Genomic DNA, 16,736 nt, shown 5'->3' on the forward strand with positions numbered 1-16,736 from the left:
ACCTAAATAAACAGTAAAAATCCTAATTTATTACTATTTATATTCGCTTAAATAAGAGGAAAATGGAAGATATTCAAGGAGTATTTAGACAAGCATATAAACATAAGAAATATAATTTACTCAATTCCATTCAACAATTCGCTTGGCGATACTCCTAAAGCTTTAGCCAACCGCACTATATTTAACAGGGCAATATTCCTCTCACCGCGCTCGATACCACCAATGTAGTTGCGATGCAGCCCTGCTAGTTCTGCTAACTCTTCTTGGGAAAGACCCCGCGATTTTCTCAATTTCCGAATGCGATCGCCAAATTTTTCCAGACTTGGATTTGCTGCCACGCCAAAAAAATTACTGTTTCTCATGGCGATTTATCTACACACTATAAGTGTGATTATTAAAAAAAGCCATAAGATATGGGTAAATATATCTTCCCAGAACGCAACCTGATCTAGAATTCAGCAAATCGTTTTTTAAGGCAGTAGCTCTGTTAGGGTTAAATATCATGGGTGATTTAAAACGTGTGCCAGTAGGAATTGTTGGCGCGTCAGGTTACGGTGGCGTGCAACTGGTAAGGCTCCTGATGGATCATCCAGGGGTTGAAGTGGTTTACTTAGGTGGAGAAAGCAGTGCTGGGAAGTCTTTTTCCGACCTATATCCTCACTTGAGCCATGCCGTAGATCTGAAGATAGAGGCGATAGATTTAGACAACATTGCCTCACGCTGCGAAGTTGTTTTTCTCTCACTCCCCAACGGTTTGGCTTGTCAGATGGCACCAAAACTGGTGGAAAAAGGTTGCAAAGTGCTGGATTTGTCAGCAGACTATAGATTTACATCCTTAGAGACATACGCAGCATGGTACGGCAGCGATCGCAACGATGAAGAAATCGCAGGAACAGCCGTATATGGCTTACCGGAACTATACCGCGATCGCATCAAAGAAGCCCAGCTCATAGGTTGTCCCGGTTGCTACCCCACCGCCAGCTTAATGGCACTCTCACCCCTCCTCAAGCAAGGCTTAGTCTTGCCCGAAACCTCCATCATCGACGCCAAATCTGGCGCATCCGGAGGCGGACGACAAGCCAAAACCAATCTATTGCTAGCTGAAGCAGACAACTCCTTTGGAGCCTACAGCGTCGGCGGTCGTCACCGACACACCCCAGAAATCGAGCAAGTGTGCAGCGACTTAGCAGGTCACGAAGTACGAGTGCAATTTACCCCCCACCTGGTTCCGATGGTGCGCGGCATATTAGCAACCGTCTACGCAACACTGCGCGATCCGGGCTTAGTGCGAGAAGACTTAATTACAATTTTCAGAGCCTTCTATCGCTCCTCTCCCTTTGTCAAAGTCTTAGACGGTGGCGTTTATCCCCAAACTAAATGGGCTTGCGGCACCAATCTCTGCTACATCGGCATCGAAGTTGACCCCCGCACCAACCGCGTAATTGTCATGTCAGCGATCGATAACTTAGTCAAAGGGCAAGCAGGCCAAGCGATTCAGTGTCTCAACCTAATGATGGGTTGGGAAGAAACACAGGGGTTGCCCCAAATGTGCTTCTATCCCTAATCTTGAATTTTGAATTTTGGATTTTGGATTGGCGATAGTAATTACCAATCCAAAATCCAAAATCTAAAATCCCTTTGGCCCTAAACCAACTACCCCGGCATATACTGCCTTTTCGCCCAATTCATCCTCAATTCGCAGCAAGCGGTTGTACTTAGCTACTCTTTCGCTGCGACAAAGCGAACCAGTTTTAATTTGTCCGGCGCGTGTTGCTACGGCTAAATCTGCAATAGTTGTATCCTCGGTTTCTCCAGAACGATGGCTGATTATCGACCGGAATCCATTGCGGGTTGCAAGTTCGATAGTTTCCAAAGTTTCTGTCAGAGAACCAATTTGATTGAGCTTGATCAAGATCGAATTAGCCGCAGATTGCTCAATGCCTTTCTTTAAGCGGATGGGGTTGGTAACGAACAAATCGTCTCCCACAAGTTGCACGCGGCTACCCAACTTCTGAGTTAAAAGTTTCCAATTTTCCCAGTCTTCTTCGTGCAGACCATCCTCAATCGAGACAATGGGATATTGCCCGACTAACCCAGCCATGTAATCAACAAACTCAGCGGGCGAGTGGGGAGTGCCATCGTAGACATATTGCCCATTTTTGTAAAATTCGCTGGCTGCGACATCTAGGGCTAAGGCTACTTGTTCGCCTGGTTTGTAGCCAGCTTTTTCGATAGCAGCAACGAGCAATTCTAAAGCTGCCTGATTTGACTCTAAGTTAGGAGCAAAACCACCTTCGTCGCCGACGCCAGTCAGCAATTTCTTATCCTTTAGCACCTTGGCTAAAGCCGCAAATACTTCGGCTCCCCAGCGCAGCGCTTCTTTAAACGAAGGCGCACCCACAGGCACAATCATGAATTCTTGGAAATCCACGTTGTTATCGGCGTGCGCTCCTCCGTTGATCACGTTCATCAAGGGGACTGGCAGTACGTTGGATAAGGGACTGCCCAAGTAACGATAGAGAGGGAGTTCCACGCTGATAGCAGCAGCTTTGGCGTTTGCCAGGGAGACTGCCAGGATAGCATTGGCGCCCAAGTTTGATTTATTCTCCGATCCGTCGAGTTGGATCATCGTGCGGTCAATCAAGACTTGATCGAGCGCGTTTAACTCCAACAGTTCGTCAACAATTTTCTCCTCGATGTTCTGCACGGCTTTGAGGACACCTTTGCCACTGTATCGGCTGGGATCGTCGTCGCGCAGTTCGTGGGCTTCAAAAGTCCCCGTCGAGGCTCCACTGGGAACTTGAGCTAATCCCACCGCACCGTTGACTAGATATACTTCTGCTTCGACGGTGGGGCGACCGCGAGAGTCGAGGATTTCGCGAGCGATAATGGCATCGATGGCGGTATCTGACATGTTAATCATTCCGTTTCACCCTTGATAGGAAATTGCAACTAACTCACACCTGGTTAAGCCTTCGATAGGCTTATATAGTCCGCTTGTTAGAATACGTCCTGAACGGACGCTCAAGCGTCATATTAAGAAGGAATTTGGGATTAAAACGATGCGAATGTTACATACGATGCTGCGAGTCGGCAATCTAGAAGAGTCTTTGAAATTCTACTGTGATGTGTTGGGCATGAGGCTGCTGCGCCAAAAAGATTATCCGGGAGGCGAGTTTACGCTTGCTTTTGTGGGTTATGGCGACGAGTCAGACCACACGGTTCTGGAACTGACTTATAACTGGGGCGTGGATAAGTACAACTTGGGCGATGCTTACGGGCATATTGCGCTTGGGGTTGATGATATTTACGCTAAATGCGAGGAAATTAAGGCTGCTGGTGCTAAGGTAACGCGGGAACCGGGGCCGATGAAGCACGGTTCGACGACGATCGCGTTTGTGGAAGATCCGAATGGATACAAGGTTGAGTTGATTCAGTTGGGGAGTCAGGGATCTGCCCAGAAGCAGGAAGCGACACCTGAAATGGCAAGATCGTCCAGACGCCTGATAGACGATTAAGGTCGCCCGCATCCTATATGTAACGTATGTAAGGGTGCGGCTATGGGAAAAAAGCCCGCGATCGCGGGCTTTTTTGTAGCTATGCGATCGCTTTCATTGCCCACGAGTTTTTATTGGCTATATTTTTGTCAGAAAAATTACTTATTTAACAACAATGGCATCTACATAACTGCCTTTTGCTCGGTAATTTTACTATGGTGTTTGTAAATATTTATAGCTATGTTTTATAACAGATAGCCGAGAAAAGCGTAAGATGAAAAATTTCAATTTTTTAGTATTAACATTAGGCACTCTCATCACTACAGGAGTTAGCAGTGCTAGCGCCCAGACGTTCGCGCCACAGGACGATCGCGCTTCTAGAATCATTGCTCAGATTCCAAGTGCTGATGAGTTATTTATACAAGCTAGTGAATTGCGAGGAATTGGGAAATATAAAGAAGCGATCGCCGCTTTTGACCAAGTAGTTAAAATTAAGCCAAAGTCATTTACAGCTTGGTACTGGCGCGGCTACACGCTGAGTAATTTAGGGCAATATGAAGAAGCGATCGCATCCTACGATCGAGCAATTAACCTCCAGCCAAATTACTTTTTAGCTTTGGTTGAAAAAGGCAACGCTCTTTATCAAATGAATCGCTATCAAGAAGCGGCATTATCTTACGATGAAGTTCTTAAAGCTGATTCTCGCAACTATCAAGCCTGGAAGGGGCGCGGTCTTGCTTTATACCGCTTAAATCGTTATCAAGAAGCGATATCATCAGTAGAAAATGCAGGCAAAATACAGCCTAACGATTTAGAAATTTCTGGATTGCTAGCAGCGTTAAAAAATTCGGGCACATCCCAAACCGACCTGGAAACATCGCAGCAAAGAAGCGTTGCAGTCCAAAACGATATCAAGATAGCGCAACAAAATCTTGCTAGCGTTCAAGGGGAAATTCGCACAACAGAAGAAAAACTAAAATTATCTCAATCTGACTTAAAGACTTCTGAGGGTAGGCTAGTTGCAATTCAAAACGATTTACGCACAGCCGAGTCAAGATTAAATTCTTCCAAAGCAGATTTAGTTGCTCTAGAAGCCAACATCACCATGGCTGAGGAGAAGCTAAAAACATCTCAGTCTGCTGTAAAAACATCTGAAGAAAGGTTAGTTGCAATTCAAACTGAGGCGCGGGAATCGGAGGCAAAATTAAAATCATCCAGAACCGAGTTAGTTGCGCTGCAAAGCGACATCCGCACAGCAGAAGATAAATTTAAAGTATCTCAATCCGAGATTCGCAAATCTGAAGAAAGGTTGGTTGCTGTTCGTGACAACATCAAAACATCGGAAGATAAGCTAAAAGTATCTCAAGTAGAGATTGGTAAATCTGAAGAGCGGTTGGTTGCTGTCCGTAACGATATCAAAACCTCGGAAGACAAGCTAAAAGCATATCAAGTGGAATATCGCGAATCTGAACAACAGTTGGTAGCTTTGCGCGGCGATATTAAATCTTCAGAAGATAAGCTGAAAGCATATCAAGCAGAGTATCGCGAATCCGAACAACAGTTGGTAGCTTTGCGCGGCAATATTAAATCCTCCGAAGATAAGCTGAAAGCATCGCAGACAGAACTGCAAACATTAGAACAAAGATTAGTTGCAGTGCGAGGAGAGGTTAACACATCGGAAGATAAGCTGAAAGCCTCTAGTACAGAAATACAGAAATTAGAAGAAAGAATAGTTGCTGTCCGCGAGGATATCAAAACCTCGCAAGACAAACTAAAAGTATCTCAATCAGAGTATCGCGAATCTGAACAGCAGTTGGTAGCTTTGCGCGGGGATATTAAATCTTCGGAAGATAAACTAAAAGCTTCTCAAGGAGAGTTTGGTAAATCTGAAGCAAGATTGGTAGCGTTGCGCGGGGAAATTAAATCTTCGGAAGACAAGCTGCAAGCATATCAATCGGAAGCGCAGAAATCTGAAGAAAGGTTGGTAGCTTTGCGCGGGGATATTAAATCTTCGGAAGATAAGCTGCAAGCATCTAATTCAGAAGTACGCGCTTTAGAAGAAAGGTTAGTGGCTGTTCGCGGGGAAATTAAATCTTCGGAAGACAATATTAAGTCAAAAAGATCCGAGATGAAAAGCCTCGAACAAAGTTTAGCTGCGATGCAAGGTGAGGTACGGGAATTTGAAGAAAAACTCAAAGTATCTCAAACCGAAATGCGGCAGATGGATGAGAAAAAGCGCGTATCCGCAGACGAATTGCGCGTGATGCAAGTTAATTATTGTGGAATGCAAGAAAAGCTGAGTGAAATGGAAGTAGGAATACGACAATTAAGAGGTACGGCGCAAGCTTCAGACACAGTTCAGCGTTGTCCGTTCTCGAATAATAGAACTTCCAAAGACTAACATTATAGACAGCGAATACGATCGCACTATTTAAGCGATCGCCTATAACCCTTCTTCTAATTTAGGAGAGGGGTTATTTTATTGCGATCGCGCTTCTGGAAGACGCACGACAATCGGCAAGTATAACCAAAGGCATAATTTTTGCTTGCAATGATTGGCAGTCTGTAAACAGCAGAGGCTATCTTGTTGACATACTTGTAGTAACTCACCCCTAACCCTATGACAGGATTTGAACCCATCGTTACGGACGCAGCAATTAAAAGTTTAGTGGGGATCTTTCTTAAAGCAGGTTGGGATGAGGGAGGCAAGCTACTGGGGCTATTTGGCAATGCTTTAGACGAGAAAACTCAGCAGCTATTTTTTAACGCAACGAGGCAATACGTCCAGAATTATAGTGAGCGTCACGGCATCCTGAAAGTTTTGGGAATGCGGGAACCTGTAGCTTTGGAGTCAATATATACTGGCGTTCAGTTTTTGGACGAGCAGGATATTTATCGGTTTGAGTCAATTGATAAGCTGGAAAAAGCTTACCGCGAAGCTAAAGGGCGCAGTTATCAGCGTAAAAACCGCCCTAAGCAAGATGGGCTAAAGGTTGCCAACGAAAAGCAATATTTAATGGTACTGGGCGGGCCAGGAGCAGGAAAGTCTACATTTTTGCGGCGGATGGGACTGGAAGCGCTGAAGGGCGACAAGGGAAGCTTTAAGCACGGCTGTATCCCCGTTTTCATCGAATTGAAAAGATTTAACGCTGACGAAATTAATATCGAGAAAGTCATTGCTGACGAGTTTCGCACCTGTGGTTTTCCCTCCCCTGAGAAATCCACAAAAAAATTATTAGAGCAAGGCAAGTTGCTGATTTTGCTCGATGGGCTGGATGAAGTGCCAACAAAAAATATGAATGAGGCGATCGGCCAAATTCAGAACTTTGTTGACTTGTACGATAAAAATCGCTTCATTGCCTCCTGTCGCACCGCCGCCTATCGCAGCAGTTTTCCCCGCTTTAGCGATGTGGCAATGGCAGATTTTGATGATTCCCAGATTGAGCAGTTTATTCATAACTGGTTTCAGTCAGAGGCAGACAAAAAGGCTGGCACAGCTCAGAAATGCTGGGAGGTATTGCAAAAACCAGAAAATAAAGCTGCCAAAAAGTTAGCCTATACGCCATTATTGCTGAAGTTTCTCTGTATGGTATATGAGCGCCATTCTCAAAACTTTCCCGATAAGCGCAGCGATCTATATCGCAAGGCACTGGGGATATTGTTAGAGGAATGGGCGGTAGAAAAGCTGATTTTGCAAGATGAGATTTATCAAGGACTGCATACAGAGCTACAAGAAATACTTTTATCTGAGATTGCCTACAAAGGTTTCGAGGCAGATAAGCTATTTTTCGATCAACGAGAAATTGTCGAGCAAATCAAAACATTTCTAGCAAGTAATCTAAATGCACCTCCGTATGTAGACGGTAAGGCGGTACTGAATGCCATTGCTGTTCAACAAGGTATTCTGGTAAAGCGAGCCGAGTATATATTTTCGTTCTCCCATTTGACGCTACAGGAATATTTAACTGCCAAATACATTAACGATCGTCACCTAGTTGAGAAGTTAGTTACCGAACACCTTTCAGATAAACGCTGGAAAGAGGTGTTTTTGCGTGTAGCTGAATTGATGGACGGTGGGGCATATGACTTGCTGTTACTGATGGAAAAAGAAGCTCAAAAATACATCAACACTCCCAAGTTAAAAGCTTTACTCAACTGGGCGGAAGAGGCAACAGATGGATCGCAAGGAAACTTTAAGCCTGTTGCTAAACGCGCAAATGCGATCGCCATCGCCAACGCCATCACTAACGCCAGCACACGCACTAAAACCTACGCCTACCACATCGCTAACGCCTACATCATCGCCTACGCCTACGACATCGCCTACGCCTACGACATCGCCTACGCCAACGTCATCGCCCTCGCCGACGCCACAGTCAACACCACCTGTTCCGCCCACGATGCCGACGCTATCGCCGTCGGCATCGCGAGCGCCAGCGAACTTGAGAAACTAAAAATCTTCAATAACGTAGACTTTACTAGGCTAAATGCCCATCTCCAAGCACTGAAAGATAGAATTACCCTCACTAAACAGCCACTGGAAGGGCATCAGAGATTTGAGGGTCGCTTTCAGAAAATCTGGCTCCAAGCTTTCAATATCGGCCCAGAATTAGTCAATTTATCCGAGGAAGAAGCCAAAGACTTGGAAAATTACTTATACGCCAATTACCTCATATTGCAGTGCAAACAAGCAGAAGTGCCGGTGTCGCCTAAAACATGGGAAGAAATAGAGGAGCGGATGTTGCTTATTCCTAATAAATAAAATTGCTGAGATGGCAATTTTATTTGATTGGCGAACGTATATTTTTTAGGTGATTGTGGGTTACAACGCGAATTAAAATTTATCCATTGATTTCATAACTTAATCACCGCGCCTAGCCCACACTACCTAAATATTAAGAAACCCGACTTCTTAAATAAGTCGGGTTTCTCGCCTTCACTAATAAGTTACGGCTGCTACAAACCGCACGTTTATCGATTGCTAGAACCCTTGTAAATCCGTTGCGCTTGCTCTGGAGATAACGGCATCGATGGAATTCTTTCCCTCTTAAACCCTACAGACTCACCATTATTTGCGGGAACTTGGATTTGGGGTGGCACGTTCTTCTTAAGGACGCTAGTCTTAGCAGGAAGCGGGCTGGATGGTGCCACGTATTCATCACAGTCAGGATCGTACACCAAGACTTGTCCCGTTTCAATTTGATAAAACCAAGCGTGTAGAGTCAGTTGCCCTTTATGAAGTTTAGAGTGAATCACTGGGTAAGTCCGCAAATTTTCGATTTGCGTTAGCACGTTCTCACCAATCGTCACGTCCAGAAGGTCTTCCCCGTCAAGGTCTGTGTAGTTTTCTTGAATTAGCCGACGAGTCGCTTCAGCCTGTTTTAACCATTCATAAACTAGGGGCATTTCTCCAGCCAAACTACCCAATTTCAACAATCCCTTCATCGCGCCGCAGTGAGAGTGACCGCAGACAACTATCTGGTTTATGTTTAAAGCATGAACGGCATATTCAAGTGTTGCTCCTTCGCCGCCATTTGTTGCGCCAAAAGGCGGTATCAAATTGCCAGCATTGCGGATAACAAAAAGTTCGCCGACACCAGCTTGAGTAATCAAATTCGGATCGATTCGAGAATCAGAGCAGGTGATAAACAACACCCTCGGTGTCTGACCGTGAGCGAGTTGCTCAAACAACTCGTGGTGCATGCTAAAGTAGCCGCTTTGGAACTCACGCAGACCTTTAATTAGTTTCTTCATAGAGCAGATGTTTCTCCAGCCAGGGTGATGTCCTCACCCCCAACCCCCCTCCTGCGAGGAGAGGGGAGAATTTCTGTCCCTTCTGATTTCGTGAAGTGGGTTGGGGTGAGGTTGCGTATCTAATAACTAGCAATAAATAGGAAACTGCGATCGCGCCTCCAGAAGACTCATTGTAACGGAATAGCAAAACCAACCAAAATAAAGTAAGAGCTTGTTTACTAGCCCGACCGCCACCCTCTTCAATATTGATATGCAAACAACCAGCAAACCCGCTACCCGCAAAGCTTGGGCAAAAGCGATCGCGCAACCAGGCAAAGAATTTCCTCTCACTCCCCTACCTCTGCTATCTGGCAAAATTCCCGCAGGCTTGCGCGGAACCCTCTATCGCAATGGCCCCGGTAGGCTGGAACGCGGTGGCATACCAGTGGGACACTGGTTTGATGGAGATGGTGCCATCCTCGGCGTACATTTCACCGATGCGGGTGCTACCGGACTCTATCGCTACGTGCAAACAGAAGGCTACAAAGAAGAAACTGCCGCTGATAAGTTACTTTACGGCAACTATGGCATGACCGCACCGGGGCCAATATGGAATAAATGGCTCAAATCCGTTAAAAATGTCGCCAATACCTCTGTTATCGCGCTACCCGATAAACTCTTAGCACTGTGGGAAGGAGGCGAACCCCACGCACTGGACTTAGAAACGCTGGAAACTAAGGGATTAGAGGATCTATCTGGGTTAAATAAGCTATTGCCTTATTCTGCTCATCCCAAGTGCGACGCGGAGACTGGGGAAATATTCAATTTTGGCGTTACCCCTGGATTGAAATCGACGCTGAATATTTATAAGAGCGATCGCACTGGCAAAATTTTACAAAAATCATCAGTTACTCTCGATGGTCTTCCCTTAATTCATGATTTTGTCATGGCTGGGCAATATCTCGTGTTTTTCATTCCCCCAGTCCGCGTAAATGCCATTCCCGTCCTAATAGGTTTAAACAGCTACAGTGACGCGATGGAATGGCAACCCAAGTTAGGAACTCAAATTTTAGTTTTTGACCGCGAAACTTTATCTTTAGTCAGTCGTGGAGAAACAGAATCTTGGTATCAGTGGCATTTCGGTAACGGCTACGTCGATGATAGCGGTTCAATTATTATCGATTTTGCCCGCTATCAAGACTTTACAACTAACCAACGTCTCAAAGAAATAGCAACAGGACAAACTAAAACCGCCGCAGAAGCTAATTTGTGGCAAGTGCATATCAACCCCCAAACCAGCAAAGTAACTGAATTGGAGAAATTGGTAGATCGAGATTGTGAATTCCCAGTCATACCGCCGTCGCAATTCGGTCAACCTTCGCGCTATACCTATCTTTCGGTGCAAAAGAAAGGGGTAGATATCAGCCAAGAAATATATGGCGCGATCGCTCGTTTCGACGGCAAAACCCACACTCTCACCGAAGCTGACTTGGGTGAAAATCGCTATCCGATGGAACCAATTTATGCCCCCGATGCGATTAATCCTAGCCAAGGTTGGATAGTTACAGTCGTCTATGATGGCAATTCTGATACTAGCGAAGTTTGGGTTTACGATAGCGATCGCCTGGATGAACCACCTGTTTGTAAGCTAGGATTACCTAGCGTCATCCCTATGGGATTTCACGGCACTTGGAAGCCTGCTTAACTACATAGATAAAAAGGAAAACCGTTTTCTCATAAGAAAACGGTTTTTTATTGCCCAAGGAGAGAGCAATGCTTTTTGTAGTGGGTGGATTTATGCTCGGTGCGTCAGCTATAAATCCAGACCTTTACAGATTACTTATTGATACTTTATATCTAAGCATTCTGGGGCGTTCTTCTGCCGCTGCCCCGGTTTGCCGAATCTTCTGACTCTTCAGCCACTACTATATACCCTGAGTTTTGCAGCTTAAAAGCATAGCGATTTTCGCTATCAATTTGCTTAAAAATGTTGTTAGCCGCACCAGGGGTTTTCCTGCCGCTGCCACGATTGTAAGTACCCTGGCTTGGTTTTTGAGCAACTAAATGTTGTTGAATACCATCAGAATTTCCACCATTATTTAGTTGCGTGAAATTTCTATTACTTTGGACATCTCTGCGTCCGCTGCCGCGATTATCTTTGCTTTCTCCGGAATTTTCAGCCGCTACTTTAAAAGCGTCGCTAGAGTCAATATCAACTTGATATGGCGTTTTTCTGCCGCTACCACGATTATCTTTATTACCATCTAATTTTTCAGCCACTAAATGTGTTTGCATGAAATCGGAGTTTTGTAGCTTAAAAGCGTCCTTTGCAGCCGCATCTTTTAAATTAACGCTTAAGCCAGTCAGTAACATAGTTGATAAAAGAATAGTATTGGAGACGCGCATTTGTGATGTCCTTGTTTGATGATCTACTCACTTATCCCCACTTGCTAATGAGCTATCAGTACAAAAATAAAAATATTTTCTGCAAAGAGTAAAATTAAAAAAACCCCCGGTTTTATCAAAAAAACCGGGGGTTAGAGTTTGCAGAGAGTGGCGCGAGCGCTTTGCAAATAAAAATATTTTTTGTCTCGCGCTCTAGAGCAAATTCATTAGCAAGCCAAATATAAAAAGCATTTTTCTTGCTATCTTATCTAAGGATTTATTGATATATAACGACAAAATTAGACGCGCATAATTCTGTTTGTATTTGAGCTTCTACTGCTTAATCCAGACTTGGTGCTAAGCCATCCGGAGAAAATCCACAATGCTAAGTAGAAAAGTATTATTATCTGTAAAAACAATAATTAGGCGTAGCAGCCTAAGCCATGCGCTAGGGCGATCGCACCCATAGCGCACCCCAGCGGAAAGCAAAGCCAACATGGGACAAATGCCCGCGATCGCCAGGGTCGCCTGGTTGGGGAGCCTGCATCTATACTGAGATTACCCAGCCCGTGCCTTGTGGATTTTATAGCACTAAAAACTGACTATTCAGGTATGAGTAAACTACAGGCAAAATTACCAACCGATGAATGGGTTGTGGCTACTTGGGAAGAGTACATACAAGCACTTGATAACCCAGCTTACGAACGCGCCAAGGGATATTACCACAACGGACAGTTAAGGATTGAAATGACTCCCCAAGGTTACGACCATTCCTACGATAACTCCCTACTCGGGTATGCCATTCAGTTATTCTGCGCTATCAAAAGCATTCCCATAAGTGGACTAACTAACTGTACTTTCAGGAAAACTAATGAAGCCGAAGCGCAACCAGATTTAGCCTTTTACATTGGCGACAACGCCGAAATTATTCCGCCTGACACTTCAATAGTTAATTTGGATGTTTACCCGCCACCAGATTTAGTAATTGAAGTAGCCAAAACCTCCCTTTCAGATGATATTGGAGGCAAGCGAATGCTCTATGAGAGATTGGGAGTATGTGAATATTGGGTGGGAAATGTACGTCAGGCAACATTAATAGCTTTTGCAATTGCAGATGGTGGTAGCAAACGCATCGCCCAGTCTCAAGTTTTGGCAGAGTTACCGTTTAATCTGCTAGAAGAAGCTTTACAGCGCAGCCGCGAAACTGGTAGAAGTCAGGTATATGCTTGGTTAATTAGCCAAATGCAAGCTATTTCCCGATAAAGGCCGATATAAATACTGCTAGCTAACTGATGCCAATCTAAGCGGCGCAAGCGAGACTTATGGCATAAAAAGCGATCGCGCCGGAAAGGTTTTTCTACAACTTAGCCTTAACTACAATTAAAATAAGGCTTCTAGCCTTCCACCGATTTAGCACGATTGACCATGACCACCACACCCCGCCGCTACCACATCACTACCTTCGGCTGCCAGATGAACAAAGCCGACTCCGAACGCATGGCTGGCATCCTTGAAAATATGGGCTTTGCGTGGTCAGAAGACCCCAACGATGCTAACGTGATTCTCTACAACACTTGCACGATTCGGGATAACGCCGAACAAAAAGTTTACTCTTACCTCGGCAGACAAGCCAAGCGCAAGCACGAACAAGCCGACCTTACTCTTATAGTGGCAGGGTGTGTCGCCCAGCAGGAAGGAGAAGCCCTGCTGCGTCGCGTGCCAGAGTTAGACTTAGTGATGGGGCCGCAGCACGCCAATCGCTTGCAAGATCTGCTCGAACAGGTGTTCGATGGCAATCAGGTAGTAGCCACAGAATCTATTCATATTGTTGAAGACATCACCAAACCCCGCCGCGATAGCAAAGTAACGGCTTGGGTAAACGTAATTTATGGTTGCAACGAACGCTGCACTTACTGCGTCGTTCCCAACGTGCGGGGCGTAGAGCAATCGCGCACTCCAGAGGCAATTCGCGCTGAAATGGAAGAATTAGCGCGTCAAGGCTACAAGGAAGTGACGCTATTGGGGCAAAATATTGACGCCTACGGTCGCGATTTGCCTGGGGCGACGGCTGAAGGTCGCCATCAGCATACCTTGACCGATCTACTCTACTACGTGCATGATGTGCCGGGAATCGAGCGCATTCGTTTTGCTACGAGTCATCCGCGTTATTTCACAGAAAGGCTGATTCGCGCTTGTAACGAATTGCCTAAAGTGTGCGAACATTTCCACATTCCCTTCCAGTCTGGCGATAACGATGTGCTGAAGGCGATGGCGCGTGGTTATACCGCGGAGAAATATCGCCGGATTATTGACACAATTCGCCGCTATATGCCGGATGCGTCGATTAGTGCTGATGCGATTGTCGGATTTCCTGGCGAAACGGAAGCACAGTTTGAAAATACAATTAAACTGGTGGAAGATATTGGCTTTGACTTGTTGAATACTGCTGCATATTCTCCACGACCGGGCACGCCAGCCGCTTTATGGGAAAATCAGCTAAGTGAAGAAGTGAAAGCTGATAGATTGCAGCGTTTGAATCATCTGGTAGGAACTAAAGCAGCAGAGCGATCGCAACGTTATTTTAACCGTATTGAAGAAGTCTTAGTAGAAGACCAAAATCCCAAAGACGCAACTCAGTTAATGGGACGCACGCGCGGTAATCGCCTCACCTTTTTTACGGGTGATATCGGTCAACTCAAAGGCAAATTGGTAAAAGTTAAAATAACAGAAGTTCGCCCCTTCAGTTTGACAGGTGAGCAAATAGAAGTGCGTCAGCCAATGCCAGTTTGAGAAATAGAATGAAAACATTTCTTAGCTTGTGGAAAATAGAATTTGCCTCACGTCTTCCACACCTCCGCCGGGATATGGAAGACGCTGTTTTTCTTCCCCCACGCTTGGCTTACGGGTTATACAATGCCTTCGTGCTGCTGTACTGGACGGGAGTGGCTGCTGGGACTATAACTTGGCTGGCTTGTCGCTTTACTTTCTTGTTAGGCGCTAACACTCGCCGCGTTGCCGATAAATACAAATTGCTGCCGCCAAAGGCTAAGAAACCTACTATACAACCTCAAATATCCACGCCCAGAAAGCCAAGCGAACAAATTCCATTAGTCCAACCTACGGCTAAAGCGGAGCAAAAGATACAAGCCGCTAATACCGATAGCGAACAGATTCCATTAGTCCAACCTACGGCTAAAGCGGAGCAAAAGATACAAGCCGCTAATACCGATATGGTTGTTTTAGAGCAGGGGAAAATAGCAGAAACGCCGCTGGCAATCCCACCTATGCCAGCCGAAAAAATTCCATTAGCCGAACTTACAACAGCGGCGGCGGAAAAAGTAAAAGCAGCAAATCCTCATATGTTAGTATTGGCTCGGCCTTGGGGTAAAGGATGGCGGATTGCTGTTCTCGAACCAGATCAAGCCACCAGCATAGAACACCCTTGGAAAGTAGTAGTACGCTCCTGATTGTTATCGTCTTATTGAAGAAGGCGATCGCTATGCCAAAACTACTACGAACTAAAGAAACTGTATTAGCCCTAAAAAATGTCCTGAGTCAAGCTTCTCCAGGATGAAGGATGTAGCCGCAGATCGGACTTCGATCGAATGTCACTGGCTTAAGAAGAAAAAATAATAAACTTAACTGCGATCGCAACCGCTTGCTCCTTGTGCAGGGGGTCTGGGGGAGGCACTCCGTCCCCCAGTGGGGGGCTTGGGGGGCAACGTCCCCCAAATCCGGGTTTTTCCAATCACAAGCGATCGCATGTGCAGGGGGTCTGGGGGAGGCACTCCGTCCCCCAGTGGGGGGCTTGGGAAGCAACGTCCCCCAAATCAGAGTTTTTCCAACAAACAATTACTTTTCGCTTAAGCCAGCGCCATTCTACTAAGATCGCCTCGCGGCTCCTGTCTGTGGTAGGCTAGCGGCGTCGATAAGTTGAGGGAGATTAGAGATGAAAAAATTGCGGGTTGGGCTATTGTTTGGCGGTCGTTCGGGAGAACATGAAGTTTCGCTTAGTTCGGCACGGGCGATCGCACGCGCCCTTACCTCGCCCCAAAATAGCGATAAGTACGAACTGCTACCTTTATACATCCAAAAAGATGGGCGCTGGCTACCCGCACAAGTGGCTCAACAAGTCTTGGAATCTGGAACCCCCTTGCAATTACAGGAGGGTACTCAAGACGCCACTCCCACAACTTCCAGCAGCGAACTTTTAATTTCCAACACTCAACAGATCGGTCGCTGGCAATCTCTCTCTCAGGTGGATGAGGTTGATGTGTGGTTTCCCATCTTACACGGCCCTAATGGTGAAGATGGGACGGTTCAGGGCTTGCTGAAGTTAATGCAGGTTCCCTTTGTAGGTTCTGGGGTTTTGGGTTCGGCTTTGGGCATGGATAAGATTGCCATGAAGATGGCTTTTGCTCAGGCTGAATTGCCACAGGTGAAATATGTTGCTCTCAATAGATCCCAGGTATGGTCTAATCCTTGCGTGTTTCCCAAGTTGTGCGACGAGATAGAAGCTAAACTGGGCTATCCCTGTTTTGTGAAGCCTGCAAATTTAGGTTCATCGGTGGGCATAAGCAAAGCGCGATCGCGCACCGAATTAGAAACCGCCCTCGATAATGCCGCCAGCTACGACCGCCGTCTAATTGTGGAAGCAGGCGTGGTAGCGCGAGAGGTTGAGTGTGCTGTTTTAGGCAACGACAACCCAAAAGCTTCAGTCGTTGGAGAGATTACCTTTAACAGCGATTTTTATGACTACGAGACTAAGTACACAGAGGGCTTAGCTGGTTTGGATATTCCGGCGAAGATACCAGAAGCGATCGCTGCTCAAGTTCAGGAAATGGCTTTAAAAGCTTTTGCCGCAGTTGACGCCGCTGGTTTGGCACGGGTGGACTTTTTCTATGTAGAATCAACTGGCGAAGTTTTGATTAATGAAATCAACACCATGCCCGGTTTCACCGCGACGAGCATGTATCCCCAACTGTGGGCTGCAACTGGTATTTCTTTCCCAGAACTGGTCGATCAGTTGATTCAGTTCGCACTAGAGCGGCATTCTGCTTAATGGGCGATTGGTAATGAAGAAGAGGCGATCGCCGGCTTCCCAACTAGCGTGCAACTTTT

Annotated in this window: 15 protein-coding genes; 9 read left to right on the forward strand and 6 right to left on the reverse strand. The window is 45.9% G+C overall.

From position 1 onward, the window contains the following. Positions 1–116: 116 nt before the first annotated feature. Positions 117–362: a type II toxin-antitoxin system RelB family anti-toxin gene (gene relB, locus H6F77_RS08830; RefSeq protein WP_190487412.1), complete on the reverse strand. Its 246-nt coding sequence runs from the start codon at positions 360–362 to the stop codon at positions 117–119. Positions 363–502: 140 nt separating this feature from the next. Here relB and argC point away from each other — a divergent pair, with 140 nt between their 5' ends. Beyond that, the gene (gene argC, locus H6F77_RS08835) at positions 503–1,564 is read left to right on the forward strand and encodes an N-acetyl-gamma-glutamyl-phosphate reductase (RefSeq protein ID WP_190487413.1); all 1,062 of its coding nucleotides are present in this window, start codon (positions 503–505) and stop codon (positions 1,562–1,564) included. A 63-nt stretch (positions 1,565–1,627) separates the two neighbouring features. On the opposite strand, the gene eno is transcribed toward argC, so the two are convergent. Further along, complete coding sequence (eno, locus tag H6F77_RS08840) at positions 1,628–2,914, reverse strand: phosphopyruvate hydratase (RefSeq protein WP_190487508.1); 1,287 nt, start codon at positions 2,912–2,914, stop codon at positions 1,628–1,630. Between the two features lie 148 nt (positions 2,915–3,062). On the opposite strand from eno, the gene gloA reads away from it, so the two are divergent. The 3 genes from gloA to H6F77_RS08855 all read left to right on the forward strand — a co-directional run bounded on the left by gloA (position 3,063) and on the right by H6F77_RS08855 (position 8,259). Further along, positions 3,063–3,518 carry a lactoylglutathione lyase gene (gene gloA, locus H6F77_RS08845; protein ID WP_190487414.1) on the forward strand — a complete coding sequence of 152 codons (456 nt, stop codon included), beginning with the start codon at positions 3,063–3,065 and terminating at the stop codon, positions 3,516–3,518. A gap of 253 nt (positions 3,519–3,771) precedes the next feature. Beyond that, positions 3,772–5,898 (forward strand): tetratricopeptide repeat protein, encoded by a 2,127-nt coding sequence (locus H6F77_RS08850; RefSeq protein WP_190487415.1) that lies wholly within the window; start codon positions 3,772–3,774, stop codon positions 5,896–5,898. A 219-nt stretch (positions 5,899–6,117) separates the two neighbouring features. After that, the gene (locus tag H6F77_RS08855; protein ID WP_190487416.1) at positions 6,118–8,259 is read left to right on the forward strand and encodes an NACHT domain-containing protein; all 2,142 of its coding nucleotides are present in this window, start codon (positions 6,118–6,120) and stop codon (positions 8,257–8,259) included. A gap of 209 nt (positions 8,260–8,468) precedes the next feature. Here H6F77_RS08855 and H6F77_RS08860 read toward each other — a convergent pair whose 3' ends face one another. Both H6F77_RS08860 and H6F77_RS08865 read right to left on the reverse strand, forming a co-directional pair. After that, positions 8,469–9,251 carry a carbonic anhydrase gene (locus H6F77_RS08860; protein ID WP_190487417.1) on the reverse strand — a complete coding sequence of 261 codons (783 nt, stop codon included), beginning with the start codon at positions 9,249–9,251 and terminating at the stop codon, positions 8,469–8,471. Next, positions 9,235–9,507 carry a hypothetical protein gene (locus H6F77_RS08865; protein ID WP_190487418.1) on the reverse strand — a complete coding sequence of 91 codons (273 nt, stop codon included), beginning with the start codon at positions 9,505–9,507 and terminating at the stop codon, positions 9,235–9,237. Before H6F77_RS08865 ends, H6F77_RS08860 begins: the two co-directional genes overlap by 17 nt. On the opposite strand from H6F77_RS08865, the gene H6F77_RS08870 reads away from it, so the two are divergent. Continuing rightward, the gene (locus H6F77_RS08870; protein ID WP_190487419.1) at positions 9,502–10,935 is read left to right on the forward strand and encodes a carotenoid oxygenase family protein; all 1,434 of its coding nucleotides are present in this window, start codon (positions 9,502–9,504) and stop codon (positions 10,933–10,935) included. The genes H6F77_RS08865 and H6F77_RS08870 overlap by 6 nt on opposite strands. A gap of 152 nt (positions 10,936–11,087) precedes the next feature. Here the strand turns inward: H6F77_RS08870 and H6F77_RS08875 are convergent, their stop codons facing one another. Next, positions 11,088–11,636, reverse strand: coding sequence for a hypothetical protein (locus H6F77_RS08875; protein WP_190487420.1), 549 nt, complete (start codon positions 11,634–11,636; stop codon positions 11,088–11,090). Positions 11,637–12,227: 591 nt separating this feature from the next. Here H6F77_RS08875 and H6F77_RS08880 point away from each other — a divergent pair. The 3 genes from H6F77_RS08880 (at position 12,228) to H6F77_RS08890 (ending at position 15,082) form a co-directional block, all read left to right on the forward strand. Continuing rightward, positions 12,228–12,878 (forward strand): Uma2 family endonuclease, encoded by a 651-nt coding sequence (locus tag H6F77_RS08880; protein WP_190487421.1) that lies wholly within the window; start codon positions 12,228–12,230, stop codon positions 12,876–12,878. A gap of 162 nt (positions 12,879–13,040) precedes the next feature. After that, positions 13,041–14,405, forward strand: a complete 1,365-nt coding sequence (miaB, locus tag H6F77_RS08885; protein WP_190487422.1) for a tRNA (N6-isopentenyl adenosine(37)-C2)-methylthiotransferase MiaB — start codon at positions 13,041–13,043, stop codon at positions 14,403–14,405. Positions 14,406–14,413: 8 nt separating this feature from the next. Beyond that, a complete protein-coding gene (locus H6F77_RS08890; RefSeq protein ID WP_190487424.1) occupies positions 14,414–15,082 on the forward strand; it encodes a hypothetical protein in 669 nt (222 codons plus the stop codon). Between the two features lie 171 nt (positions 15,083–15,253). On the opposite strand, the gene H6F77_RS08895 is transcribed toward H6F77_RS08890, so the two are convergent. Continuing rightward, entirely contained in the window at positions 15,254–15,403 is a 150-nt protein-coding gene (locus H6F77_RS08895) for a hypothetical protein (protein ID WP_190487425.1), read from the reverse strand. Positions 15,404–15,564: 161 nt separating this feature from the next. On the opposite strand from H6F77_RS08895, the gene H6F77_RS08900 reads away from it, so the two are divergent. Then, positions 15,565–16,677, forward strand: a complete 1,113-nt coding sequence (locus tag H6F77_RS08900; protein ID WP_190487427.1) for a D-alanine--D-alanine ligase family protein — start codon at positions 15,565–15,567, stop codon at positions 16,675–16,677. Positions 16,678–16,736 lie beyond the last annotated feature (59 nt).

Origin of the sequence: Microcoleus sp. FACHB-831 (assembly GCF_014695585.1) — a bacterium.
Taxonomy (GTDB): domain Bacteria; phylum Cyanobacteriota; class Cyanobacteriia; order Cyanobacteriales; family FACHB-T130; genus FACHB-831.

What these genes read in the sequence shown, in the direction of transcription:
- argC (WP_190487413.1), top strand. Translation starts at nt 503, where the DNA reads ATGGGTGATTTAAAACGTGTGCCAGTAGGAATTGTTGGCGCGTCAGGT.
- gloA (WP_190487414.1), top strand. Translation starts at nt 3,063, where the DNA reads ATGCGAATGTTACATACGATGCTGCGAGTCGGCAATCTAGAAGAGTCT.
- H6F77_RS08855 (WP_190487416.1), top strand. Translation starts at nt 6,118, where the DNA reads ATGACAGGATTTGAACCCATCGTTACGGACGCAGCAATTAAAAGTTTA.
- eno (WP_190487508.1), bottom strand. Translation starts at nt 2,914, where the DNA reads ATGTCAGATACCGCCATCGATGCCATTATCGCTCGCGAAATCCTCGAC.
- H6F77_RS08900 (WP_190487427.1), top strand. Translation starts at nt 15,565, where the DNA reads ATGAAAAAATTGCGGGTTGGGCTATTGTTTGGCGGTCGTTCGGGAGAA.
- H6F77_RS08890 (WP_190487424.1), top strand. Translation starts at nt 14,414, where the DNA reads ATGAAAACATTTCTTAGCTTGTGGAAAATAGAATTTGCCTCACGTCTT.
- H6F77_RS08870 (WP_190487419.1), top strand. Translation starts at nt 9,502, where the DNA reads ATGCAAACAACCAGCAAACCCGCTACCCGCAAAGCTTGGGCAAAAGCG.
- miaB (WP_190487422.1), top strand. Translation starts at nt 13,041, where the DNA reads ATGACCACCACACCCCGCCGCTACCACATCACTACCTTCGGCTGCCAG.
- H6F77_RS08850 (WP_190487415.1), top strand. Translation starts at nt 3,772, where the DNA reads ATGAAAAATTTCAATTTTTTAGTATTAACATTAGGCACTCTCATCACT.
- H6F77_RS08880 (WP_190487421.1), top strand. Translation starts at nt 12,228, where the DNA reads ATGAGTAAACTACAGGCAAAATTACCAACCGATGAATGGGTTGTGGCT.
- relB (WP_190487412.1), bottom strand. Translation starts at nt 362, where the DNA reads ATGAGAAACAGTAATTTTTTTGGCGTGGCAGCAAATCCAAGTCTGGAA.
- H6F77_RS08860 (WP_190487417.1), bottom strand. Translation starts at nt 9,251, where the DNA reads ATGAAGAAACTAATTAAAGGTCTGCGTGAGTTCCAAAGCGGCTACTTT.
- H6F77_RS08875 (WP_190487420.1), bottom strand. Translation starts at nt 11,636, where the DNA reads ATGCGCGTCTCCAATACTATTCTTTTATCAACTATGTTACTGACTGGC.